At 62.0% G+C, this 25,154-nt stretch carries 17 protein-coding genes; 10 read left to right on the top strand and 7 right to left on the bottom strand.

Annotated features, from left to right (window positions below):
• The first annotated feature begins 84 nt into the window (after window positions 1–84).
• The gene (locus tag AC1RTP_RS22050; protein ID WP_498610483.1) at window positions 85–885 is read left to right on the top strand and encodes an isocitrate lyase/PEP mutase family protein; all 801 of its coding nucleotides are present in this window, start codon (window positions 85–87) and stop codon (window positions 883–885) included.
• On the opposite strand, the gene AC1RTP_RS22045 is transcribed toward AC1RTP_RS22050, so the two are convergent.
• The gene (locus AC1RTP_RS22045; RefSeq protein WP_498610482.1) at window positions 872–1,279 is read right to left on the bottom strand and encodes a hypothetical protein; all 408 of its coding nucleotides are present in this window, start codon (window positions 1,277–1,279) and stop codon (window positions 872–874) included. The two genes, AC1RTP_RS22050 and AC1RTP_RS22045, sit on opposite strands and share 14 nt — an antisense overlap.
• A gap of 210 nt (window positions 1,280–1,489) precedes the next feature.
• On the opposite strand from AC1RTP_RS22045, the gene AC1RTP_RS22040 reads away from it, so the two are divergent.
• From AC1RTP_RS22040 to AC1RTP_RS22015, 6 genes are read left to right on the top strand one after another with little or no spacing between them, the layout of a single operon-like run.
• A complete protein-coding gene (locus tag AC1RTP_RS22040) occupies window positions 1,490–3,736 on the top strand; it encodes a TonB-dependent receptor (RefSeq protein ID WP_498610481.1) in 2,247 nt (748 codons plus the stop codon).
• A 10-nt stretch (window positions 3,737–3,746) separates the two neighbouring features.
• Window positions 3,747–4,547 (top strand): carotenoid biosynthesis protein, encoded by an 801-nt coding sequence (locus AC1RTP_RS22035; RefSeq protein ID WP_498610479.1) that lies wholly within the window; start codon window positions 3,747–3,749, stop codon window positions 4,545–4,547.
• Window positions 4,544–5,908 (top strand): oxygenase MpaB family protein, encoded by a 1,365-nt coding sequence (locus AC1RTP_RS22030; protein WP_498610478.1) that lies wholly within the window; start codon window positions 4,544–4,546, stop codon window positions 5,906–5,908. Before AC1RTP_RS22035 ends, AC1RTP_RS22030 begins: the two co-directional genes overlap by 4 nt.
• Window positions 5,902–9,351 (top strand): response regulator, encoded by a 3,450-nt coding sequence (locus AC1RTP_RS22025; protein WP_498610476.1) that lies wholly within the window; start codon window positions 5,902–5,904, stop codon window positions 9,349–9,351. Before AC1RTP_RS22030 ends, AC1RTP_RS22025 begins: the two co-directional genes overlap by 7 nt.
• A complete protein-coding gene (locus tag AC1RTP_RS22020) occupies window positions 9,348–10,253 on the top strand; it encodes a GGDEF domain-containing protein (protein ID WP_498610474.1) in 906 nt (301 codons plus the stop codon). Before AC1RTP_RS22025 ends, AC1RTP_RS22020 begins: the two co-directional genes overlap by 4 nt.
• Window positions 10,253–10,531 (top strand): acylphosphatase, encoded by a 279-nt coding sequence (locus tag AC1RTP_RS22015; protein ID WP_498610472.1) that lies wholly within the window; start codon window positions 10,253–10,255, stop codon window positions 10,529–10,531. The genes AC1RTP_RS22020 and AC1RTP_RS22015 overlap by 1 nt, the downstream gene beginning before the upstream one ends.
• A gap of 10 nt (window positions 10,532–10,541) precedes the next feature.
• Here the strand turns inward: AC1RTP_RS22015 and lnt are convergent, their stop codons facing one another.
• The 3 genes from lnt to AC1RTP_RS22000 are packed head-to-tail and all read right to left on the bottom strand — an operon-like array spanning window position 10,542 to window position 14,682.
• Window positions 10,542–12,986: an apolipoprotein N-acyltransferase gene (gene lnt / locus AC1RTP_RS22010; protein WP_498610471.1), complete on the bottom strand. Its 2,445-nt coding sequence runs from the start codon at window positions 12,984–12,986 to the stop codon at window positions 10,542–10,544.
• Window positions 12,983–13,606 carry a hypothetical protein gene (locus tag AC1RTP_RS22005; RefSeq protein WP_498610469.1) on the bottom strand — a complete coding sequence of 208 codons (624 nt, stop codon included), beginning with the start codon at window positions 13,604–13,606 and terminating at the stop codon, window positions 12,983–12,985. The genes lnt and AC1RTP_RS22005 overlap by 4 nt, the downstream gene beginning before the upstream one ends.
• Entirely contained in the window at window positions 13,603–14,682 is a 1,080-nt protein-coding gene (locus tag AC1RTP_RS22000; RefSeq protein WP_498610467.1) for an SGNH/GDSL hydrolase family protein, read from the bottom strand. Before AC1RTP_RS22000 ends, AC1RTP_RS22005 begins: the two co-directional genes overlap by 4 nt.
• Before the next feature lie 163 nt (window positions 14,683–14,845).
• Between AC1RTP_RS22000 and AC1RTP_RS21995 the strand changes: the two genes are divergently transcribed.
• Genes AC1RTP_RS21995 through AC1RTP_RS21985 form a run of 3 tightly spaced genes read left to right on the top strand, consistent with a single transcriptional unit; the run spans window position 14,846 to window position 18,734 of the window.
• Complete coding sequence (locus AC1RTP_RS21995; protein ID WP_498610465.1) at window positions 14,846–15,817, top strand: ribonuclease Z; 972 nt, start codon at window positions 14,846–14,848, stop codon at window positions 15,815–15,817.
• A 3-nt stretch (window positions 15,818–15,820) separates the two neighbouring features.
• On the top strand, window positions 15,821–16,189 hold the full coding sequence (locus tag AC1RTP_RS21990; RefSeq protein WP_498610463.1) for a cupin domain-containing protein: 369 nt from the start codon (window positions 15,821–15,823) through the stop codon (window positions 16,187–16,189).
• 55 nt (window positions 16,190–16,244) lie between these two features.
• Window positions 16,245–18,734 carry a DNA translocase FtsK gene (locus AC1RTP_RS21985; protein ID WP_498610461.1) on the top strand — a complete coding sequence of 830 codons (2,490 nt, stop codon included), beginning with the start codon at window positions 16,245–16,247 and terminating at the stop codon, window positions 18,732–18,734.
• 8 nt (window positions 18,735–18,742) lie between these two features.
• Here AC1RTP_RS21985 and AC1RTP_RS21980 read toward each other — a convergent pair whose 3' ends face one another.
• From AC1RTP_RS21980 to AC1RTP_RS21970, 3 genes are all read right to left on the bottom strand, one after another.
• A complete protein-coding gene (locus AC1RTP_RS21980; protein ID WP_498610459.1) occupies window positions 18,743–20,080 on the bottom strand; it encodes an HlyD family type I secretion periplasmic adaptor subunit in 1,338 nt (445 codons plus the stop codon).
• Window positions 20,080–21,792, bottom strand: coding sequence for a type I secretion system permease/ATPase (locus AC1RTP_RS21975; protein WP_498610457.1), 1,713 nt, complete (start codon window positions 21,790–21,792; stop codon window positions 20,080–20,082). Before AC1RTP_RS21975 ends, AC1RTP_RS21980 begins: the two co-directional genes overlap by 1 nt.
• Window positions 21,792–25,154 (bottom strand): beta strand repeat-containing protein (locus AC1RTP_RS21970; protein ID WP_498610456.1); only part of this gene is annotated, 3,363 nt, incomplete at its 5' end. The genes AC1RTP_RS21975 and AC1RTP_RS21970, both read right to left, overlap by 1 nt.

The raw sequence follows: 25,154 nt of genomic DNA, 5'->3' as shown, positions 1-25,154 counted from the left end.
GTTGACGCAATCCAGACCATTGTAGGACACCGGCAAGCACCGCCAAAATGTGACATTATGCAAGGCCATTTTGAAAGGATCACCATGCGTAATGACACTCTCTTTCAGGACTTGCACCAATCCGGCATGCTGATGCTGGCGAATTGCTGGGACGGCGGCAGCGCCCGCATCGCGGCACAAACCGGCGCCAGGGCGCTAGCCACCAGCAGCGCCGCCGTGGCCTGGGCCCATGGTTATGGCGACCGCTCGCTGCTGCCAACCGCCCTGCTGCGCGAAACTGTGCGCGACATCGTGCACGCCAGCGCCTTGCCGCTGACAGTCGATATTGAAGATGGCTATTCTTCTGACCCGGAGGTGGTGGGCCAACTGGTCGGCCAGTTGATGGAAGCCGGCGTGGTCGGCATCAATATTGAAGACGGCAGCGATGCGCCGGAACTGCTGGCGCGCAAAATCGCTGCATGCCGCGCCGCCGCAGATGCAGCCGGCGTCAAGCTTTTCATCAACGCCCGATGCGACGTCTACTTGCGCGCCCTGGCGGATCCAGGTGCGCCGCGTGTGGCCGAAACCTTGCGCCGCGCTGCGCTCTACCAGCAAGCCGGCGCAAGCGGCCTGTTCGCTCCCGGCGTGACGGATGAAGGCGAGATCGCTGCCCTGGTGCAAGGCAGCACAATGCCGCTCAATGTGTTGGCACGGGTAAACCTGGCATCGCCAGCCCGGCTCGCAGAGCTGGGCGTGCGCCGCCTGAGCGCCGGGTCAGCCCCGGCGGAGGCGATGTTGGGCCGGCTGCGCGTTTATATGGAACGCTTCTATCAGACCGGCGCCATCGACGATGAACAGGCGCTGGGCTACGGCGAGCTCAACGAACTGATGGCTACTGGACGATAGTTGCTGGTTCGTCCCAGTAGAAATACAGCTCCTTGGTGTGGCCCGGCTGCACCACCATGTCACGCCGTATCACCTGGCCATCTACCGCAGACGCAGTCACGCGGTAGCGGCCAGGCTCCAGGTTCACATACATCAGCGGCCCGGCTTCCTGGGCGCTGACGCTGACGCGGCCCTTGCTGTCTGCAATTTCGACTTGCACGTCAGAGCGGTAAACGCCGCTGCCGCGGGTGGCAAAGACCATGTGGACGTTGTAGTTCTCTTTGCTGGCCAGCATCTGGCCGCGCTCTTCCATCCCAACGCCGCCGGTCTTGAATTGGCTTTGACCGGCCGCTGCAGCTGAGCCAAGGGCGCCGCAGGCCAGGGTGAAGGCAAGAGTAATGTTGCGAATAAACATGATGCACTCCTTTCCTTTTAACAGGCTTGCGGCCAGTATTCGCCTGTGGCGTCCGGCGCGCTATCGGCCATCGCGTCGCAACTGTGTCGGGGAAAGCCTACAAAGCCCCTATTTGGAAACAAAATGAACTGTTAGACTCTAGTACTTTTGCAAGCCACTGCGGCAATATTGCCAAAACAATCATACAAAGCAGGGCGTTAGGGGTTATTCATGTCCAATCGCGGGGCGCAGCTGCGTCCAAAACTGCTGGCCGCCGCCGTCGCCAGCGTCCTTTGCGCGCCCGTTATGGCGCAGAGCCAGACGGAAGACCAGTTGCCGGAAGTCCTGGTGACGGCCCAGCGCGTTGTCGCGCCGGAATCGCAGACACCCGTCGCGATGTCCGTGCTGACGGCCCGCCAGCTCGACAAGCTGGGTATCGATAACGCCGCCGGCATCGGCGCCCGCCTGCCGAATGTGCACCTGGACGGCGCGGCCGACGGCTTGCGCATCACCATCCGCGGCGTGTCGAATTCAGATGCAACTGAAAAGGGCGATCCATCGGCCGCCTTCATGCTGGACGGGATTTATATCGCCCGCCCCCAGGCCCAGACCCTCAGCTTCCTCGACGTCGACCGAATTGAAGTACTGCGCGGCCCGCAAGGCACGCTGTATGGCCGCAACACCACGGCTGGCGTCATCAACGTGATCAGCAACGCGCCAGTGCAGCACCTGGAAGGCGCGGCCAGCCTGGCGCTGGGCAATTACTCTTCGCGCGTAGCGACCGGCATGCTGAATGTTCCGATTAATGATGCACTCGCATTGCGCGCTGCCGTGGCGATCAACAAGCATGACAGCTACCTGCGTAATGGCCAGGGCACCAGCTATGAGCCGGGCCAGGACCGCGACGACCGCTCGGCGCGCCTGTCGGCCAAGCTCGCGCTGGGCAAGACGGCCTCGCTGCTGCTGCGCTTTGAGCACGGCACTCAACGCGGCAATATCGACAACATCGTCCCGGACAGCAATTTCTTCAAAGGCATCGAGACCGGTAAGCCGCAATGGTATGGCGCGAGTACCGAGGAGCGCCTGACCAACCGCTTCAAGCCATTCAACACCAAGCTCGAACAAGGCTACAACCATAAGTCGTCGGACGCTTTGGGAGCGGAACTGTCGTGGAATCTCGGTACGGCCACGCTGGACTACCTGGGCTCGCACCGCAAGAACGAGAACGACTTCCTCGCCAACTTCTATTACCGTGTGCAGCCCACGCTGGCAATCGGCGTGCATGAGAACTTCTGGGGCGACCAACGCCAGGATTCCCACGAGCTGCGCCTGTCCACCAATGGCAGCGGCCCGTTGAAGGCGCAAGGCGGCTTGTATTACTTCCGCGAAGAGTCGCACCAGCTGTATGTGTTCCGCGACCTGCAGATCCTCACGCCGCTGCACCTGCCGCCTTATTACGTATTCCCTCACGGCCCGACTATCGCCCGCAGCAAGGCCGCCTTTGGCCAGCTGACCTATAGCGTGCTGCCGGAATTGCGCGCCACGGCTGGCCTGCGCTACACCGAGGATGACAAATCGCGCGTCGGCTCCACCAATTTCCAGCAGGGGCCGGTATTTAACGCCGCCACGGATTTCATGTTGCTGAACGACGCCGCAATCAACACCCACAAGACAATCTGGAAGCTGGGTGCGGAGTATGACCTGGCGCCTTCGGCCATGGCCTACGCCAGCGTGGCCACCGGCTACAAGTCGGGCGGCTTCAACGACGGCTGCGTCGCAGGTTCCAGCGCTCTGGGCATTCCTTGCCCGGCGCCGCTCGCAGTGCCGGGCAAGGACTTGTACTACCAGCCGGAGACACTCAAATCATGGGAAGCCGGCCTGAAAGCGCGCTTCTGGGACAAGCGCGCCAGCGTGAACCTGGCCGTGTTCAATTACGACTACAGCAACCTGCAGCTTTCCGGCGTCGCCATCGTCGCCGGTGCGCCGCGCTTCGTCACACAGAATGCCGGCCAAGCAAGCGTCAAAGGCCTGGAACTCGATGGGCAGGTTCGCGCCGGCGCAGCCGATAACTTCACTTACGGACTGACGCTACTGGATGCACATTACGTCACGTACAAGCCGGACGTAGTCACGTCCTGGGCCGGCGAACCGCTCGACCGAGCACCGCATTCCGTCCTGAACCTGGGCTGGGAGCACGGTTTCCGCTTGCCTGGCGCCCTGCTTTCGGCCGGCATCAATGCACGCCGCAGCGCCGCTTATAACATCAGCGTCTCGAGCCAACTGCTGCAATACCGCATTCCGGCGCGCACCAACAGCGACTTCACACTTTCATACCGCCCCGACGCTTCAAGCTGGAGCCTGATGGCGCGCGTGAAGAACCTGGAAAACAAGGTGCAACCTATCACTATCGATAGCTTCGGCATGAGCGTGCCAAGCGACCCAAGGACTTTCGACATTCGTTTCGACTACCACTTCTAATAGGAGCCGCATGAAGTCGCTGCTGAACCAACTGCCACGCATTACCCTCATCCTGCTGGTGGCCTTCCTTGCCGCCCTTGCCGCGCGTAGCTGGGGCGAGACGACAACACTGCTCGTGGTCAGCTCGATCCTGATGTTCGCCTGTTGCTGGGCCAGCGCAAGCCATCTGCTGGGTCCCTCCGCCGCAGCGCGCTTCGTTATGATCGGCGTGGTGCTAGGCTGGATTGCGGAAGAACTGGGTGCAACCAAAGGATGGTTCTTCGGCTCCTACACCTACACTGAGGTGCTTGGGCCGCGCATCGGCTCCGTGCCCTTCATCATTCCGCTGATGTGGTTCGCGCTTTGCTATGTCGCTTACGTGATCGCCAACCTGATTGTCTGGCAGTCGCCATCCGACGGCGCGCCGTCCGCAAAACAATCGCTGGTGATGTCCTTCATTGCCGCAATGATCGTCACGGCCTACGACCTCGGCGCCGATCCCTATATGGTGTTCACGCTGAAAGCCTGGATCATGACCAAGACCGACGGCGGGTGGTTTGGCGAAACCTTGCAGGGCTTTGTCGGATGGATGGTCGTGGCGTTTGCCATCATCTACAGCTTCCGCTTGACCTTGCGCCGCAGGCCGCCGGTTGCGGCCACCGGCGTCTCGCCGCTCCATGCACTGGTGCCGATGTTCATTTACGGCGGCAGCATGATTTTCCAGTCGCTGCACGGCAGCCCGATTGAAACCCGCGCCATCGCGCTGTTCGCCATGGGCATCCCGCTCCTGACCGCCCTTTGCGGCTGGACCCGCTGGAAGGCGGCGGCATGAGCGCCGTTGCGGCTTCGGCGCCGACGCTGCGCGCCGATCCACTGGCCGACGATGCCATTGCAGCCATCTTTGCCGGCCACGAAGGCGGCCAATGGGAAGCCATTGCCATCGTCAACCGCCTGCTCGGGCAGTGGCAGTCAAACGCCATCGTGAGCGCCTGGCGTGCTCCGGAAGGCACACCCCAGCATATCGCCTTCGCGCTCGAATCCTACCTGGCGGCAGGCTCACGGCTGCCTGATTGGGCCGACACCGGAAAAATCGCCCGTGCAGAACAACTGTTCTACGACATGAGCATGCTGTCTTGCAGCCTGCTGTTCTGCGCCAGCCTGCCTGAGTGCTATGTCGTGCCGGACCTGGCCGGCGTGCTGCATGTAGCCGGCCAACTGGAGGCGCACTGCGATTATCGGGTGCGCTCCACGGCGGCCATGATCTTCCCGGTGATGATGCACGGCGGCCTGTATGGCCCGGATGGCAGCGGCGTTGCGCAAATCCTCAAGGTGCGCCTGATTCACGCCACCATCCGTCACCTGATCTTGCGCGGCAATCCTTCCGATTCGGTCGCTGACGGCAGCGTCGCAGTCGCGCCGCTTGATGCGCCCTGCCGCAACGTCTACGACACCTTGTACAACAATGGCTGGGACCTCACCGCCAACGGCCTGCCCTGCAACCAGGAAGAGCTGGCATATACCCTGCTCACGTTCCATTACATCTTCCTGCGTGGCCTGCGCCAGCTTGGCCTTGGCCTGCCGCAGCAGGACGAAGAAGCTTACCTGCACACCTGGAATGTCGTTGGCCATGTGCTGGGCATCGAAGACAAGCTGATGCCGGACACGATGGCGCAAGCGCAATCCAGCTTCGACGCGATCCAGGCGCGCGCCCGGCTTTCGTCCTACCTTCCCGACCCGCGCCCGGCCCTCGGCGCAGCGTTGATGAAGGCGATGCAGGATGAGATTCCGCTGCGCATACTGAAACCATTCCCGGTGCTGCTTACCCGTTACCTGTGCGGCGACGCCGCCCGTATCGACCTCGCCCTGGACCAACGGGTGAACCTGCTCTCGCGCCTCCTGTTCGCCGCCGGCATGGGCTTGGCGCGCGGCATCGATGCGCTGGTGCGCGTGGTATTGCCCGGATTTTCCATTTGCCGCATGATCGCCCGTATCTTCGGCTACCAGTTCACTGTCAAATTCCTGATGGACCAAACCCGCCCACTGAAACTCCCGCCAGCAGTGCTGAACCAGGTCGATAGCGCCGTACGCGGCTGGGGCAACGACCCCAAGGCCCCAGGCTGGATGAATGCTCTCGAAGCACGCCTTGCAGGCCGCCGCGCCGCAAAAGCGGCCGGAGGCCAGCAGCCATGCTGAAGCGCTTCCTGACCGCATTGTTCCTGGCCCTCGCCGCCAGCCTTGCACTGGCGCAGGCCGGGCCGACTGCGGCCGTGGTCCTCGACGAGCACTCGGGCACCCACGATGCATGGCCCGCCGTTACCGTCCTGAAAGACCATGGCGGCGCCCTCACCGCAGCGCAAGCGCTGGCCTCCGCCGGCCGGTTCCAGAAGCCGCAATCGGCCTACGCCACGCTGGGCGTCAACAAAGGCACCGTGGTCTGGGTACGAATTCCTGTCGTCGTCCCGCCCGAAGGCAGTGGCGAATGGACGCTCAATATCGACTACTCGCAGATCAACCGCGTCGACGTTTTCGCAGCCACGGACGGCATACTGCATAGCCACACCGTGACCGGCAACCTGCAGCCTGTCGTTGCACCTGCGGGCGGCGGGCGCACGCCGGCTGCGGTGCTGCGCCTGACTCCGGGCAGCGAACATACCGTATTGCTGCGGGTCGAGAATATCGGCTCGATGATCTTGCCGATCCACTTCTCCAAGGCTTCGGTCTACCACGCCTCCGCCCTGGCCGAACAAATGCTGCAGGGGATCCTGATCGGCTTGAGCCTGTGCCTGCTGCTTTACAGCCTTGCACAATGGGTCAACCTGCGCGAACCGCTGTTCGGAAAATACTCCTTGCTGATCGCCGGCACCACCTTGTTCTCCGTGGAGTTCTTTGGACTGGGCAGTCAATACCTTTGGCGCGACAACGTCTGGATGACCCTGCACGCGGGCGGCCTGTTTGCCCTGATGGCATCGTGCGGCGGCTACTTGTTTGTGGAGCAGGCCCTGGCCCGTCCAGGCGTCGATCGCATATTTTCGCTGCTGATGAAAAGTGGCGCGGCCCTGGCCACCCTGTTCGCCGTCGCCTACTGCCTCGATATCATCAACGTCGACGTACTGGTGATCGTGGTCAGCACGCTCGGCCTGCTGCCCATGCTGCTTGGCCTGCCGGGAGCCTTCATGCGCGCACGCCGCGGCGACTCGGTCGGCATCTACTTCCTGATTGGCTGGGCGGTCAGCTTCCTGTCCTCCGTGATCCTGAGCCAGGTTATCAGCGGCAAAATGGCGGCCAACTTCTGGACCATGCATGCGCTCCAGTTTGGCAATGCCTTCGATATGCTGGTCTTCATGCGCATCCTCGGCCTGCGTACCAAGGCAATGCAGAACGCCATGCTGCGTGCGGAGGCGGCGACGCGCCTCAAATCCGACTTCCTGGCCAATATGAGCCACGAAATCCGCACGCCGATGAACGCCATTATCGGCATGAGCCGCCTGGCCCTGATGGCCGATCCGAATCCGAAACAGCGCAACTACCTGGCCAAAATCCTGGGCGCCGGCGAACATCTGCTGGGCATCATCAACGACATCCTGGACTTCTCGAAAATCGAGGCGGGCAAGCTGTCGCTTGAAAAGGTGCCATTCAGCCTGGATGAAATGCTGGACCACCTTTCCACGCTCACGGCCGTCAAGACCGATGCCCGCAAGGTGGAACTGGTGTTCCGCGTCGAACGCGGCGTCCCGCCCAAGCTGCTCGGCGATCCGCTGCGACTGGGACAGGTGCTGATCAACTTGACCAATAACGCCGTCAAGTTTACCGAACGCGGCGAAATCGTCGTGGCGGTCAAGGCGCTGGAACGTGCAGCGGACAGCGTAGTGCTGAAGTTCAGCGTCAGCGATACCGGCATCGGCATGGATGAGGAACAACTGGCGCGCCTGTTCCAGTCCTTCAGCCAGGCCGACAGCTCGATCACCCGCAAATACGGCGGCACCGGCCTTGGCCTGAGCATCTCGCGCCAACTGGTGGAACTGATGGGCGGCAGCATCAAGGTCACCAGCACGCCGGGCGTCGGCAGCCGCTTCAGTTTCACGGTCAAGCTGGGCCTGGGAGACGCGGCGGCCGAAAACACCGCATCGCCGACCGCCGCCCTGCAGCAAGCGCGCGTGCTCGTCGTCGACGACAGCGCGAGCGCACGCGAAGCACTGGTAGAGATGCTCGGCTCCTGCGGTGTCGCTGCCGATAGCGCTAGTTCCGGCGAACAGTCGCTGAACATGCTGGTGCGCGCCGTGGAAGCCGGCACGCCTTACCAGGTGGTGCTGATGGACTACATGATGCCGGGCTGGGATGGCGTAGAAACCATTCACCGCATCCACGCCGATCCACGCTTTGCCGCGCCGCCCTCAATCCTGATGGTCAGCGCCTGCACCCGCGAAACCGTTTTGCAGCAGGAAGGCGAACTGCCGCTGCAAGGCTTCCTGACCAAGCCGGTCGGCCCTGCGCTCCTGTATCACAGCCTGCTGCAGGTACTGCGTCCCGAATTGGCCCATCCCGCCGCCGTTCGGCACGAGCAGCGCGGCCTGCCACCGGAGGAGCTGGCCAAGCTCCATGGCGCCCGCATCCTGCTGGTCGAAGACAATGCCAACAACCGCGAAGTCGCCATCGACTTCCTCGAAACCGCTCGCGTACAGGTTGACGTCGCAGTGCACGGCGGTGAAGCTGTCCAGATGGTGCAGCAAACCGACTATGACCTGGTATTGATGGATGTGCAGATGCAAGTGGTCGACGGCCTGGCCGCCACCCGTCAGATCCGCGCCATGCCGGGCTTTGACAAACTGCCGATCCTCGCAATGACCGCCCACGCCATGCCGGAAGACCAGGCCAAGAGCCTGGCAGCAGGCATGAACGCCCACATCACCAAGCCGATCGAGCCGGACCTGCTGTTCCGCGCGATGCTGAAGTGGATCGATCCGGCGCGCCTGGTCGGCCGCGCCTTGCCCGGCGCTCCAGCCGCGGCGGATTCGGCGGCAGCTACGGCTGCAGCGGTGGCCTATCCACCGCTGGCAGGCGTCGACTGGCAATACGCACTGGCGCGCTCCGACCGCAATCCGGCCATCCTCGCCAAACGCATGCGCAGCTTCTGTACCGAATACGGCGATGGCCCGGGATTGCTGGCGGCTGCACTTGCCGGCGGCGACTGGGCCCCCGTCGAGCGCCTGGCGCACAACCTCAAGTCCAGCGCCACCTACCTGGGCGCCGCCAGCCTTGCGCAGTTGTCCGACATCGTGGAAGCGGGCGTACGCGATGGCAAACCCGAGCGCTGCACACGCGAAGCGGCCGCCATGGCGCAATCGCTGGAAATCATCCTGGCCGGCTTTGGCAACGCCGTGCAGCCGCCTGCCAGCAGCGAGAGCCAGGCGGCGGACTTCGGCCGCCTCCTGCGCGAACTGGATACCTACCTGCGCGCCGACGACGCCCGTGCGGAAGACCTTTTGACAGAGCTGAGCGCCCTGCTGGCCGCATCTTCCCATGCCGCACTGCTGGCCCGAATCCAGCGTGCCGTCGATGAAATCGAATATCATGATGCCTTGAAACCGCTGGCCGAACTGGCGCGGGCATTGGACGTCAATATGGAAATGAGTGCATGAGCCAGGAAACGCAAAAGGTCCTGATCGCGGATGATGACGGCATCAACCGCCAGGTCCTTGCCAGCCTGCTCAAGCCGGACCACGTGGTGCTGCTGGCGAAGACTGGCGAACAAGCCATCGAGCGCGCCCAGCGCCACCTGCCCGACCTGATCATGCTGGACGTGATGCTGCCCGATATGGACGGCTATGAAGTCCTGCGCCGCCTGCGCTCCGATCCTGCCACCGCGCGCATCGAAGTTATATTTATCACCGGCATGGGCCGTCCGGAAGACGAGGCGAAAGGCCTCAAGCTGGGCGCGGCCGATTACATTACCAAGCCTTTCAACAGCACGGTCGTCATGGCGCGCGTCGCCACCCACCTGCAGGTCGTGCGCCAGCGCCGCCTGCTGGAACACCTGGCGCATATGGATGGATTGACCGAACTGGCCAACCGCCGCCGTTTCGATGAAACCTACGCCAGCGAATGGCAGCGCGCTACGCGCCATGCCCACACCATGTCGGTGGCGCTGATGGACATCGACTGCTTCAAGCAATACAACGATCACTACGGGCACCCTGCCGGCGACCGCGCCCTGCGCGCCGTGGCCCGTGTTGCGCAAGGCGCCATGCGCCGCCCCTGCGATTTCGCTGCCCGTTACGGTGGTGAAGAACTGGTGATCCTGATGCCGGAAACTGATGCGGCGCAGGCCATGTATGTGGCGGAAGGCATCCGCGAGGCGGTCTCACAGCTTTTGATCCCCCACGAACAATCCATCGCCAGCCCGGTGCTGACCGTGAGCATCGGCGGCGCAACCCTGCCCCTCGGCCAAAACGAAAGCGCAGCGGACCTGTTCGAGGCCGCCGATACCGCCCTGTACCGCGCCAAGGAGGCCGGCCGCAATCGCGTCAACTGGAGGATGTGATGGCGAAACGATTGATGATCGAAGGCTTGGTGCAAGGCGTCGGTTATCGCTACGCCTTCGCCGAACGCGCCGCCGCGCTTGGCCTTGCGGGCTGGGTGCGCAATCGCAGCAACGGCGCCGTGGAAGCCAGCGTGCATGGCTCGGCCGACGCGCTGCAATCCATCATCGACTGGTCGCAGAGGGGCCCAAGCGCCGCGCGTGTCAGTAACGTTCACGTCACGGACGACGCGGAACCGGCGCCGCCTGACGCCAGTTTCGACATCCGCCCGACCATCTAACCCTGCCTGCTCACGTTCCAATAATCCTGAGCAGGAGCCAGGCCGGCAGGACCAGGTAAAGAACGATATGCCCCATCCGTTCGAGCCCTTGCCTGATGCTAGGCGCGCCGTCGGGGCGCACTGCCGCCGCCAGCAGCGCGCCCGATTCAATCAAAGTCCGCAGCAAGGCAGCGCCCAGCGTTACCCCAACCGTCCAGGCGGCCCACCACAGGCCGAAGGCGGACAGATAGGCCATCAGGCCGAAACTGTAATATTCACCAAACGCGCTGCCATAGGCGATGTGCTGGTGCAGGTGGAAGGCCGGAATGGCGAGGGCCAAGGGCAGCAGTACGAATTTCGCAAGCGGATGATCGAGCCACCCGCCAGGCATCCCTGCCAGCCCAAGTCCCAGTCCGAACGCCGGCGAAGCCGCCAGCGGGGTCCGCGCCTGCAGTGCCGGACCGCCGGCCCCGGCCACGGCGGCAGCAAAGCGCAACGGGTCGACCAAGGCCAAGGCATACGCCCATCGCTGCCCTGAAACCAGTCGCAAGGCCACTCCCGGCCCTGGCAAAGGCAAGCGCCAGGCATCCAGCGCCGCGACCTGCTTCAGATCGAGCTCCAGGCGCTGCGAGCCTCGGACGAGCACCAGCTTGCCCGACTCGATCGATACCTGCGCAGCGAAACCCATTAGCACGCACCACGCGATTGTCTCCGGCAGCATGAATACGAGAGCAAAGATGCGCAACTGGGCCAGGGTATTACCGCGCAGCGGCTCATTCAGCAACAAGGCGAGGCACATCCCCAGCAAACCCGCGCGCGCCACGGCACGGAGTACACCCGAAACGACACGTGCGCCCGGCGACAGTACGGCAGCCCGCATCGGAAATACCGGCGCCGCCGGCTGGCTGTCCGCAACGCGCCCTCCGCGAGGCCGCCACGACAGGCCAGCCGCCCACGCAGCCAGCACTGCCAGCAGCCCACAGCAAGCGATGCCCACCCAGTCACCCCATAAGACCATCAAAGTCGGCGCCGGCGTTCGGACAGGGAGGTCTGCAATGACCAGCGCAGGTTCGCCAACACACGTCCCAGCCAGTACGTCGCCATTCGCGTCTATCGCCGCGCTATAGCCGTTGGTCGTGACGCGGAACTGAGGCAAGCGCGTCTCCACGCTGCGGAATGCCGCCGCTGCCTGGTGCAATCGCGCTCCAGGACCATCCTCGCTGAACCAGGAATCGTTCGACATGGTCACAATAACCTGCCCTCCCAGGCGCGCGCCGGCAATCGCGAGCGCGGGATCGACGTCATCGCGGCAAATCAAGGGCAGTACCGGGATTTCGCGCCCATCGGCCAGCTGCAACGGCAGGACGCGCGCACCGTTACCCGGCAGCCAGGCGCCGGCCCAGGGCATCAGGCGGCGCGCCAATGGACCATCCACCCAGGCCGGCAAGTATTCAGTGAACGGGAACAGGTGGGCCTTTCGATAGGCGCCTACCAGACCCGCTCGCGGCTGCACAAACGCCGCAGCATTGTATTCGCCGTTGCTGTCACGGTCATACGTACCGAACACCAGCGGCACGTTGGCGGCCTTTACGTAATCGAGAATCTCGCGATCGAACTCCCCACCCGCTTCGCTCTTTGGCTGGCCAAAGGTGGTTGGGTAGGCGGTCTCAGACCAAACCAGGGCCTGCGCCCCCTGGCGCGCGACAGCGTCATATCCCATGGCAAAGTGCCTGTCCAGCACTTCACGGACCACTGCATAAGCCCCCACCTCCTGCCGCCGCTTCTCATAATCCGCCAAATTGGCCTGGATCAGCCCCATACGCAGTGGCTTGCCGGCCGGCGCCTGTACGCCCGAAAGGACGAAGGCGCCATAGCCCGCGAGGAGCGCCGGCGCCAAAGCCGCCAGCGTCAGAGGCTTCGCCACCGCGCGCCAGCCTTGGCCGCGCTGCGCAATTGCAGCAGCCACCGCTTCGTTAGCGAGCAATAGCGAAAGGGTCAGGCCCGCAGTCCCGCCCAGGTCCGCCGCCTGACGCAGAAAACGCGCCGGATACAGCCCATATCCCAGCGTATCGCCAAGCAAGCGCGGCACCAGCCATTCGCATGCCACCCATGCGGCCGCCGCGGCCAGTGCCTGCAGCCAGCGGCCATGCCATTTCGCCGCCAGGCGCCGCACAGCGGCGTAAGCAAAGAACTGGGGTTGGAACAGGGGCGCGGCGAGCAGCAGCAAGGCCGTTCCCGCCAACTCGCCAATCTGCGTATAGCGCCCAAAGGCTTGGCCAAACCAAGCAAAGCCGGCGGCGGTGAAGGCCACCGACATCCCCCAGGCACACAGCAAGGCCCCAGCCAGCGTCCGCCGCCCATTGAGCGCCAGCAGCCAGGGGACCAGCAGCACGAAACCCATCACCCACCCCACGCCTCCGCGCGCATAAAGGGCAGTCATCGCCGCACTGGCGAGAATGCAGGCAAGTATCTTCATCGTTCGGAAGTATCGATAGGTGGAGGAATGACAATGCGCCGCAGCGGCAAGCCCGCTGGCGCCAGCTCGGGCGGCACCACGCGGTCCTTCGGCATTTCAAGCGGCCGGTTCGAGGCATCGTACAGCCGGAAATCCGGCGCAAACATCAGGATAGGCTCAATAGTCTGCCCATCATCCGTTACCTGGTGATGGCGCACAAAGCCCGGCGGAAGCACAAAGTCTTTCGGTACCGCGAGGCCCACCATGGGCGGATTGGTGCCAGGAGGATTGAACGCACCAAGCCCAGTATGGACGCCTTGCTCATGCAGGCGTTTGATCACCTCATTCATGGTCGGCTTCTCGCCCCGCATGACATAGCTGCGCAGGTCGCGCGTTGGATCGGCGTCGCCCTCCGGCGCCGGCCGGGATGCATCTTGCGCACCTGCAGCAGCAAGGACCGGTGCAGGCGCGCCGACGGGCGGCGGCCGGACGACGGCGAGGCTTGCAGGCGCCGGCTGGCTTGGCTGGACGCCCGCATCGGGGCGCCCGAAATACCAAAGAAAGAAAGCCAGGCTGGCCGCGCCAACGGCCAGCAGCAGCGCCGCCACCAGGTAAGCCTGGTTTGGGCGCCAGGAGCTCACGGCGTCGGCGAGTTAAAGACAGAAACCGCCCAACCCATTCGCTCATGTCCGAACTGGTTCCAGATCGGGTTCTTGCCTGCTGCGAAGGAGGTGTAGCGCGGAGCACCAGTCCCGGTAGTACCGCCGAACAGGCCGGCGGTCACTGTGCTGCCGGTGTAAGTCGGGTGCGTGTCGTCCGACTGGATGTAGTCGTAGCTGCTGCCGGCCGACACAAAGTGCGTATTTGCGTCCCGGATGGTCGAGCGCAGGGTCGTCGTAATCCGGGTGACATAGCTGGCCTGGCTCTCGCCGGCCAAATAACGTAGCGCGTCAGAGTCGACCTGGCCGTCGCCATTGCCGTCATAGTCTGCGCCCATGTACTGCGCAAAGTTGTCCGCGCACTGGAAGCCCTTCTGGCGCGCCGTATCGCACATCATGAAGTTCATTCGCGCCAGGATTGGCAGGAATTTCTGCTGCATGTTAACAGTGGCGCCGGTGCTTGGATCCTTGCAGGAGCTCTGCACATTGTCGGCCGCATAGCCTGGATAGTGCAGGTTCGAGATAACCTTGACCTTCACGCCCGGGTAGGCATTGGCGTTGATGTAATCCATCGCCGCCGCCACGTAGGTCTTGCAGCTGTTTTCGGCGGCAGTCAGCACCGAATCGTCGCAAGTTCCGGACTGGCCTTTGAAGCTGGAACGCGCCTGCAGGCCGTCATTGCCGCACATCTCGAAGGTAACCACGCGGGTGTTGCTGGCTTGCATGTAGGATCGCTCGGCGACAATCTTATTGTTGTAGACGTCCGAAGCCACGGCGCCAGACTTGGCGCGGCGCACGCTTTCGATGTCCGCATTCCACGAAGCCGACAGGTACTCCGCATCCACCGTCGGCGCAGAGTACTTGGCGGCGCTGGTAATGGAGCCGTTATAGCCCGCATAGATCGAATCGCCATACGCCACGACACGGTACTTGGTGGTGGTATTGGCCCGGTCGATGGTCCAGGAAACGTTTTGAGTTAGAGTATTGGCAGAAGCTTGTGCGCCAAGGGTGAAGAGGACTACCGCGGCCAACAGCGTACTACGGATGCGAGTTTGCATAGAGTGTCTCCGATCATTGAAGTAGTTATTCGAATAGACCAGCCAACGATCCATACTAACGCTGCCGCCAAAAGCCTCAATGGCATGGCTCGCAAGGACAAGAAAATGGCCTCGCAGGCCTTTTTCTTGTCGCGCGCCCGCCACGATGCGGCATAATAATGGCATGCTGAAACTGACCTTTCTTGGCACCTCATCAGGGGTGCCAACCATACGGCGCAACGTAACCGCGCTGGCCTTGCACTCAACATTCAATCGCGACTGGTGGCTGGTTGATTGCGGCGAAGCGACCCAGCACCAGCTGCAACGCATACCTCTCACCGTGCACGACCTGGCCGGAATTTGCATTACCCATATCCACGGCGACCATAGTTACGGACTGCCCGGGCTTCTTGCCAGCGCCTCCATGACGGGCCGCAAGAAGCCGCTGATCCTGATCGCCCCCGCCGGCGTTAAATCCTGGCTGGACGCGACCATGCTGCATACAGAGCTTTTCCTCACCTTCGACATCATTCACATCGACGTCGCGGATAAGGACGTGGTACACCGGCAGAATGGCCTGCAAATCGAACGGTTCCCCCTCTCGCACCGGGTGCCGAGCTTCGGCTTTAAGTTTAGCTTCGAAAAGACTACATGGAAGGTTGACAGCAATGCCTTGCGGGCACGCGGCGTGCCGCCCGGCCCGGCTTGGGGCCAGCTGCAGCATGGCAAAGACGTGCAACTTGACGACGGCAGCCTTCTCTCTGCTGCTGAGTTCCGCTCGCAGCACACCGAACGCGCCATTGCCGTGATAGGCGGCGACAACGACCATCCGGCGTTGTTGTCTAAAGCCTGCTCGGGAGCCGATATCCTTGTGCATGAAGCTACCTACACCGAGGCCGTACTGCAGAAAGTCGGCCCTGGCCCGCAGCACAGCTCCGTCGAACGCATCGCCCAGTTTGCGGCCGCCACGTCGGTACCCAACCTGGTTTTGACCCATTTCAGCCCGCGCTACGACAACCCGGAAGGCATGGCTGAGATCAACGCCGAAGCCCGCCAGCACTACAGCAACACGCTGTTCCTCGCACGCGACTTTGATACCTATGAACTGAACGACGGCGTCCTGGCCAAACTACCAGCGGCGCCGCGCGTCAAATAATTTATGACAGCCGTTACCGAATTCCGCAAGCAGAACCCTGTCCCCGAGTACGATCACCCACGCGAAGACCGCCGGCTCGATGGGAATCCCCTACGCACCACCTGGAACCATTTCACCAATGGCAGCGGCGAGGTACATGCCGGCATCTGGGCCTGTGAAAAGGGCAGCTGGCGCATCGCCTTCGCACCGGATAAGGACGAATACTTCTGCGTGCTGGAAGGCCGCTGCCGCGTCATTGACGAGCAAGGCAACGCCGCGGAAGCCGGCCCTGGCGATGCATTGGTGATCCCGGCCGGCTTCAAAGGCGTCTTCGAAGTTATCGAACCGGTACGCAAGCACTACGTCATCGTCGAGCGCCGCGCAGTAGGCTAAGGAAACCGCGCCCGCATGTTAAACTCCGCCACTGCATTTGGTGGAGTAATTTTGAATGGCAGTGATGTCGCTGTTTGGCTTGTCTGTGCTTTGGGCGCTTCCCCTATCCTGGCGCCTGGTCAAAGTCTTCGTTTTGAAGAAGAGTACCCTGTTCGGCCAGGGTTTTATCCGACTGGTGTTGGGCACCATTTTCACGGTATGTGCGGGCAGCGCATTGATGGCGCTCGTCCGTGGACCTGAATCGTCCATCGTCGGGGCGTCTCTCGCTGCGCTACTTGCCGCGTCGACCGGCAAATTCCTGGGCTTCTTCCTGTCTCTCGCCGTCGTGCTCCTGACCGCCCCATGGTTGTTTGGCCATCGCGCACTTCATTTCGTGACTTGGGCATATCGCGCCATCAGGCGCGCTCCGCGAGCCGCAGAAAAAGAACGTCCAGCCCCAGCCAAGCCAGCACCGCAGATCCGCGTACCTGCCAGCTCGGGCGGCACCGGCGATCGTTTTGCGAATCGTCGCCCATCGCGCAAACAAGCCGCCGAATCAATTCCGGCGCCGAAAGCACCACAGGCGCGATCGAGCGATGAATGGGCCGATGTGGAGAGCCTGCGTCCGACACCGGCAATGCTGGCACGCGCCCGCGCTGCGGAAGAAGCAGACGCCCGCAAAATCGTCCGAGAACCAACCCGTATCATCAAGCTGCCAGGTGCACTGCGACCTGTCCCTGCGGCGACAGTAACACGGCCGCCCGCACCGGTCCCGGCGCCGGTGCAGCCCCCAATCCCGGCTCCAAGCGCGCTCACGATCCCGGCGGCGTTTCCGGCTGCGATTCTGGAGCCCTCGCCGCAAGCAGAAATTGCCACCCCATGGACTGTAGAGGCCAAGGTGGCAGAGCCGACCGCCTGGCAGCCCGCGCCTGTGGTGAAGGCCGAAGAGCCGACATATGTGGAATGGCAGGAAATCACCCCTGTGGTCGATCCCGAGCCGGTACTACCTGCGCCACCACCGCCGCCCGCGCCCCAAGCCGCGCCAGTCACAGCGACGCCCGTACCAATCCATGTCGAACCAGAGTGCAACGTCGAGATTCCGGGCCTCGATTTGCTGGATGCCTACTCCGAAGCGAAGTTTGAAGTCTCATCCGAGGAATTGGCCGAAACCGGCCGCCTGATCGAGCAGCGCCTGAAGGAATTCAAAGTCCCCGTCAGCGTACTTGGTGCGTCCGCAGGCCCAGTGATCACCCGCTTCGAGATCGAACCGGCTATCGGCGTCCGTGGTGCGCAGATCGTCGCGCTGATGAAAGACTTGTCGCGCGCGCTGGCCGTCACTTCGGTGCGCGTCGTTGAAACGATCCCCGGCAAGACCTGCATGGGCCTCGAATTGCCGAATGTGCGTCGCCACATGATCCAACTGTCGGAGATCCTGGCATCAGACGCCTACCGCGCGTCGCGCTCCCAGCTCACCCTGGCGATGGGCAAGGACATCACCGGCGCGCCGGTAGTCACTGACCTGGCCCGTGCGCCGCACATGCTTGTAGCCGGCACGACGGGTTCCGGCAAATCTGTCGCCATCAACGCAATGATCGTGTCCTTGCTGTACAAGGCGACGCCGGATGACGTCCGCCTGATCATGATCGATCCGAAGATGCTGGAATTGTCCGTCTATGACGGCATCCCGCACCTGCTGGCGCCTGTCGTCACCGATATGAAGCTTGCCGCCAACGCCCTCACCTGGTGCGTGGCCGAGATGGAGAAACGCTACCGCCTGATGTCCGCGCTCGGCGTGCGTAACCTGGCTGGTTTCAACCAGAAGATCCGCGATGGAAAGGCAGCTGAGAAATACATCACGAATCCATTCTCGCTCACCCCGGACGCGCCTGAACCGCTGTCAACGCTGCCAACAATCGTCGTGATCATCGACGAACTGGCTGACCTGATGATGGTCGCCGGTAAGAAGATTGAGGAGCTGATCGCACGCCTGGCACAGAAAGCCCGTGCCGCCGGCATCCACCTGATCCTCGCAACGCAACGTCCTTCCGTAGACGTGATCACTGGCCTGATCAAGGCCAATATCCCGACCCGTGTGGCGTTCCAGGTTTCGTCCAAAATCGATTCGCGTACGGTGCTTGACCAGATGGGCGCGGAATCCCTGCTCGGCCACGGCGATATGCTGTTCCTGCCGCCGGGCAGCGGCTATCCGCAGCGCGTGCATGGCGCCTTTGTATCCGATGAAGAAGTCCACCGCGTAGTCGATTACCTGAAGCAGTTCGGCGAGCCAGAATACGAGGAAGCGATCCTGGCCGGCATTCCAAGCGAAGAACCGCAGCCGGACCTGCTGGGCGACGTCAAGTCCGGCGAAACCGACCCGCTGTACGACGAGGCCGTGGCTTATGTCATCCGCAGTCGCCGTGCATCGATTTCGTCCATCCAGCGGCAACTGCGGATCGGCTACAACCGCTCCGCACGTCTGGTGGAGGAGATGGAAGCCGCCGGTATCCTGTCATCGATGTCCACCAATGGCAGCCGCGAGATCCTGGTACCCGTATCCGCCGATTAGACGCTACTTCAGCGCTCCCGCCCCGCCTTGCGAAGCACTTGCGTGACCGGCTCCAGCAGATACTGGAGCGGCGTCCGCTCCTCGCCTTCGATGTAAATCTCGGCTGGCATACCGGCCAGTAGCTTCATGTCGCCGGCCTTTTCCAGCGATGCAGGATCGGCTTCCACCAGCACGGAGAAATAAGGCACATTGCTGGCACGGTCCAGCAGGCGGTCGCCGGAGATATAGACCACCTTCCCTTGCACCAGGCGTGTCGTGCGGTATTTGAACGCCGTAAAACGGATCTCCGCTGCCTGGCCGCGCCGGATCCGGCTGATATCTTCGGTGCGGATGCGCGCCTCGGTCACGAGCCGGGTTTCATCCGGAACGATATCCATGATCGTCTCGCGCGGTGGAATTACCGAGCCGGACGCCGAATACTTCAAGTCGATGATCTCACCGCTGGTTGGCGCAGTAATCACCTGGCGTGCAGACGCATCGACCGACTTGCGCTGCTCCTGCTCGATTTCCGACAGTCGCGCAGCCGATACTTTCAGCTGGTCGCTCGCCTGCTGGCGATACTCGCCTTCCAGCGACCGGATGCGCAAATCCGTATCCACGGCCCGCTGTTGGGCGCGCGCCAGCTCCGAGCGGCGCTCCTCGATCTTGACTCCGTAATCGGCAACAATGCCCTCGAGCTGCGCGACACGGGTAGCGGCTACAAAACCATCCTTCTGCAATTTCCGGTTGTTATCCAGGTCCTGCTTCTGGAACTTGATCGACTCGCGGGCCTGGTCGATCTGCGCGCGCAGTGCGACGATCTCCTCCGCCACCTTGTCGCGCTGGGAACGAAGCAAGCGCACCTGGCCAACCAGTGCGTCGCGTCGCGCATCGAACAAAGAGCGTTCCTTACTCACTTGCTCGGCCAGGCGCGTATCGCTCGCCGCCGCCTTGAGCACTTCAGGCGGGAAGATAACAGCACTGGCCATCGACTGTTCGGCATCAAGCCGCGCCAGGCTCGCACGTTCCGCCCCCACCCTGTAATCGAGCCGGCTCTTGTCGGCCGCAACGGAGACATCGCCCAGTACCAGCAAAGGCTCGCCCTGCCGAACATGCTGCCCGTCGCGCACCAGCACTTCACGCACAATTCCGCCTTCAGCGTGCTGCACCGGGCGCCGGTTCATGTCGACCTTCACATACGCCTGCGCCACTACCGCAGACGATAGCGGTGCAAACGAAATCCAGGCTGTCACCGGCAGCAATCCTCCCAGCAGCACGGCCATGCCCCAATGCGTCAGGCGGCGGGCTTCTTTAACATGAGGCAGGACAGGATCATTCGCTGCCAGCGCATTCATCGCGGTATTCATTACGCCCTCCCTTCAGCTGCCGTGCGCGGCATGGCCACGACCTGAGCGCTGCCCCTGTTTCCAGCAGGTTGCTGCATCGCCAACATCACTTCCGCCACCGTGCCAAAATGTTGGGCCTTTCCCGCTTCGAGCACCAGCATCTTGTCCATATGCTGAATCAGCGTGGTGCGGTGCGTGATGACAACTACGGTCACCTCCCCGTGCAGGCCTTTCAGCGCTTCCGCCAGCGCCAGTTCTCCGGCGCCGTCAAGGTTGGAATTGGGTTCATCGAGTACCACCAGCTTCGGATCGCCATACAAGGCCCGAGCCAGCGCAATGCGTTGACGCTGGCCTGGCGAAAGCATGACGCCCATATCATCGATACGGGTGTCATACCCGTCCGGCAACGACAGGATGAGGGCATGCACTCCCGCGCGCTGCGCCGCCCGTACCACCTTCTCCGAATCGACCTCCCCAAGGCGTGCAATGTTATCGGCGACAGTACCAGGAAATAGCTCAACGTCCTGAGGCAGATAACCAAGCCATGGACCAAGATCTTCGCGCGGCCATTGCGCCATATCGACCTGGTCCAAGCGCACAGTGCCGGTGTTCGGCTTCCAGACGCCGGTGAGCAGGCGTGCCAATGTCGATTTGCCCGCCCCGCTGGCGCCGATAATTGCAAGCGACTCCCCTGCTTCCAGGTTAAGGGACACCCCGGCCAGTATCATCCGCTCGCTTTGCCGCGCCCTATACACCAGGCCCTGGACATGCAGCTGGCCGCTCGGCGCCGGCAGCTTCATACGCTCCGGCTGCGCATCTGCGCTCTCCATCAGTTGCGATAGCCGACCGAAGGCTGAACGCGCCTCCGCCAACACGCGCCAGCTGCCAATCACTTGTTCGACGGGTGACAATGCCTTCCCGAGCAGCATGGTCGTCGCGACCAGGATGCCAGCCGTTCCCTCGCCGCTGATCACAAGATAAGCGCCAAGCGCCTGCATCAGAACCTGGACCGATTGGCGCGTAGTACGGGTGAAGGCCGCCATTGCCACGGACTTGCGCGCGGTCGGACTTTGCAGCTCAGTGACCTTGGCATTCAACGCTTGCCAGCGCCCGACGAGCGCATTTTCCATACCAAGGGAATGTGCCACTTCGGCGTTACGCATGGATGCTTCAAGATAGCGCGTGGCTTTGGCTGCATCGCATTGCAAAGACTCGATGTCCCGCCGCGTGAACCGGTCATTCGCCACAGCAAGGACCAGCATCAGCACCGTTGCCGCAACTGCCGCCATGCCGAGCATCGGATGCGCCATCCAGATGACAGCGATGTAGACTACCGCCCACGGTGAATCGAACAAAGCCAGCAAGCCTTGCGCCGAAAACAGGTTACGCAATGCAGCGACATCACGCAGGCCTTCAGCCGGCACGCGGTCAGTCCGGCGCGCAGTCTTTTCCAGCATGATCTTCGCAACGCTGGGCGAAAGCTGTTCAGCGATCAGGCTGCCCACGACGCCCTGCAAACGGCTGCGCAGGTAATCCAACATCAGCATCAATCCGAACACGATGCCCATTCCAAGCAAAAGGACAAGCAAAGTGTCCTTGCTCTGACTGGTCAGCACCCGGTCGAAAACCTGCAACATGAACAGGGCCGGAGCCAGCATCAGCAAGTTCACGAAGAAGGAGAAGCCCGCCACAAAGAACAGCGGCCGTTTGAGGAGTCGATATAGTGGTTTCATCACACGCCTACCTTGATATCGTTCTGGTCGAAGGTGTCCGACGGATTTGTCAGGGTCAGGTGCGCCATTAAAGTGCGGTTGGCAGCGCTCAAACCATCTGAGTCGTAATAAAGGTTACCCGTAGCGCTGTCATAGATCACTCGCACCCCAGCCCCAACCGTCCCCGATGCGCCGATCGCATTCAATGATGCGAACTCGCCGCTCGAAAGCGTGCTGCCGCTGGCTGTGGTGATCGCAGCGAAGACAGATGCCGACAATTCAATCGTGTCTCCAGACCCCGCCAGGCCCGAGGCATTGAAGTCGGTGATCGAATCCACCGCATTGGGCGCTGTATCGAAGACAAACGTGTCATTGCCTGAGCCGCCTGACATGATGTCTGCGCCACCGCCGCCTACAATGCGGTCGGCGCCGGTATCGCCGTTGATCGTATCGTTGCCCCCGCCGCCGCGCAGTTCATCTGCCGAAGTCGATCCGTTCAAGGTGTCAGCATAGTTAGTGCCAATTACGCCCTCGAAGCCAGAATAGGTGTCGGTACCAAGACCTGCCGTTGTTGCATTGAATTGCGTCCCGACGCTGTTGTACATCAGCGTGAACACGATTCCGGCCGTACCATCAGAGAAATCGAGAAGGTCATTTCCGCCTTTACCATCAAGGAAATCAGCGCCGCCACCGCCACGCAGAATGTCGTTGCCGCTGCTGCCGTTGATCGTGTCGCTGAAGGCTGTACCAATCACACCTTCCATATTGAGGTAAACGTCGTTGTTTCCCAGCCCCCCGCTATTATTAGTGGCGATGTCAATCCCCCCACCACCGGAGGCTGTACCCTGCAGCAGAATGAAGTTGGCGAGTCCCGCCGTGCCATCCGAGAAATCGAGCATATCTTCGGTGCCGGCGCCGCCGTCCATGGTGTCGTTATTACCGGTGCCACCTCGCAGAATGTCGTTGCCAGCACCGCCGAACAGAGAATCGTTGCCATCGCCACCCACAAGTAAATCGTTACCGGCGGAGCCTCTGAGAGTGTCATTACCACCGATGCCGCCGTAGAACGCATCGCCGGCTGCCGCTCCTGTGAAGTTGTCATTGCCGTTCCGGCCATCCAGATAGGAAAGCTGATACGTGCCCGCACTCGTCAGGTCAATCGTGTCCGCAGTATTGCCGGTAGAGACATCCCTGATATCGATCGTCACCGTCGCTGTCGAGAAGCCGGTCACACTATCCCACACCGTGTATTGGAAGCTGCCCGCGGTGGCGCCGACAGCCGCGCCGCTGGTAAAGCTTAAGACCCCGGTCGTAGCGTTATATGAGAGGCCAGTGATACCAACCGGGCTAGCACCCACGCTGAAGAACTGCAACGCCGAACCATCGATGTCAATGTCATTGGCAAGCAGCGCGCTGGCCTGGAATGAGACGTCCGTAAGGTTGGAGACAATAATCCGGTCTGGTGCGGCGACTGGATTGTCATTCACCGCCGTCACCGTAATGTCGGCCGTGTCCGACGCGGTCGAGAAAGCGGAAGTGCCCCCATTAACCGCAGTATTCGCCAGGGCGCCCGCTGTGCCGCTCGTTCCATCCCAGGCGCGGAAAGTGACGGCATTGCTAACGACACCGTTATAGTCCGCGGCGCCCTGGAAATAGAGACGGGTGTGATCGTCCGCAGTCAGAAGAAGCGCTGCGCCATTTGTCACCGTCCCGACCTGCTTCCAGAGAGCCCCGTCATTGCTGGTGTACCACCAAGTCCCGTTGGCGCTATTAGTACCGGTCAGGGCGATGCCTGTTGCTGAACCATTATCCGCATCTGTCACATTATTCAGGCCAGATGCCGGCGGATTCAAATCCACCAGGCTCGAAACCAGCGTACCCACCGCGCCAACCGGGGCCCCAGCATCCTCCGCTACGCTTGCCAGGACCGGCGTGGCCGCTGCGTTCAAGACTGGCGCATCGTTCGTTCCTGTAATGGTGATCAATACGTTCTGCGTGTTGGTCGAGCCATGGCCATCGTTCACAGTTACGGCATAAGTTTCGGTTGTGGTCTGCCCCGCTGCCAGGTAATTTGCGTTAGCGTCGTTCAGCGTATAAGTCCAGCCAACCTGGCCGTTCGCGGCGCCGGCTGCCTCCGACACCGGCAGCAGCGAGAACGTACCCAGTGCACCGGCGACAGGAACGAACGATGCAGTGTGATCGTCCTTCAGGTCGACGTCAGAGAAGGTGATCGTACCGTTAGCCAGGGCGACACTATTCTCGACAACGGAGCCAGCCTGCGCCCCGCTCGTGATCAGGACGTTATCATTGGTGCCGGTAATGGTGATCGCCACGTTCTGCGAGGAGGTCGATCCGTGGCCGTCGTTCACGGTTACCGCGTAAGTTTCAGTAGTGCTTTCGCCGGCCGCCAGGTAGTTTGCGCTCGAATTGCTCAGCGTATAAGTCCACCCGACCTGCCCGTTCGCGGCGCCGGCGGCTTCCGACACCGGCAGCAACGAGAATGTGCCAAGCGCGCCGGCGATGGACGCAAACGACGCTGTGTGATCGTCCTTCAGGTCAACATCAGAGAAAGCGACTGCACCGCTGGTCTGTGGGACCATATCTTCGATAACTGATCCGCTTTGTGCTCCGCTGGTAATGAGGACGTTATCGTTAGTCCCGGTGATCGTGATCACCACGTTTTGCGTAGCGGTGGAACCATGGTCGTCAGCCACGGTTACTGCATAGGTCTCTGTGGTACTTTCGCCGACAGCCAGATAGTTGGCATTAGCGCTGTTCAGCGAATAGGTCCAACCAACCTGCCCGTTCGCGGCGCCGGCGGCTTCCGACACCGGGAGCAACGAGAATGTACCCAGTGCACCGGCGACAGGAGCGAACGATGCAGTGTGATCGTCCTTCAGGTCAACATCAGAGAAAGCCACTGCACCGCTAGCCTGCGGGAGCGTGTCTTCGACAACTGATCCGCTTTGTGCTCCGCTGGTGATCATGACGCTGTCATTAGTACCGGTGATGGTGATCACCACGTTTTGCGTCGCGGTCGAACCATGGCCATCGGCCACAGTCACTGCATAGGTCTCGGTGGTGCTTTCTCCGACAGCCAGGTAATTGGCATCCGAGTCATTCAACGTATAAGTCCAGCTGACCTGGCCGTTGGCCGCTCCGGCGGCTTCGGAGACTGGCGTCAAGGCGAACGTTCCCAAGGCGCCGTCCACCGCCACAAACGACGCCGAGTGGTCGTCTTTCAGGTCGACATCCGAGAAGGAGACCGCACCGCTAGCCTGTGAGACGGTGTCTTCAACCACGGAACCGCTTTGCGGGCCACTGGTGATGAGGACATCGTCATTAGTACCCGTGATCGTGATCACCACGTTTTGAGTAGCAGT

Source organism: Pseudoduganella sp. GW821-FHT11H04 (assembly GCF_058807935.1).
This window is presented reverse-complemented; position numbering and strand designations above follow the sequence as displayed.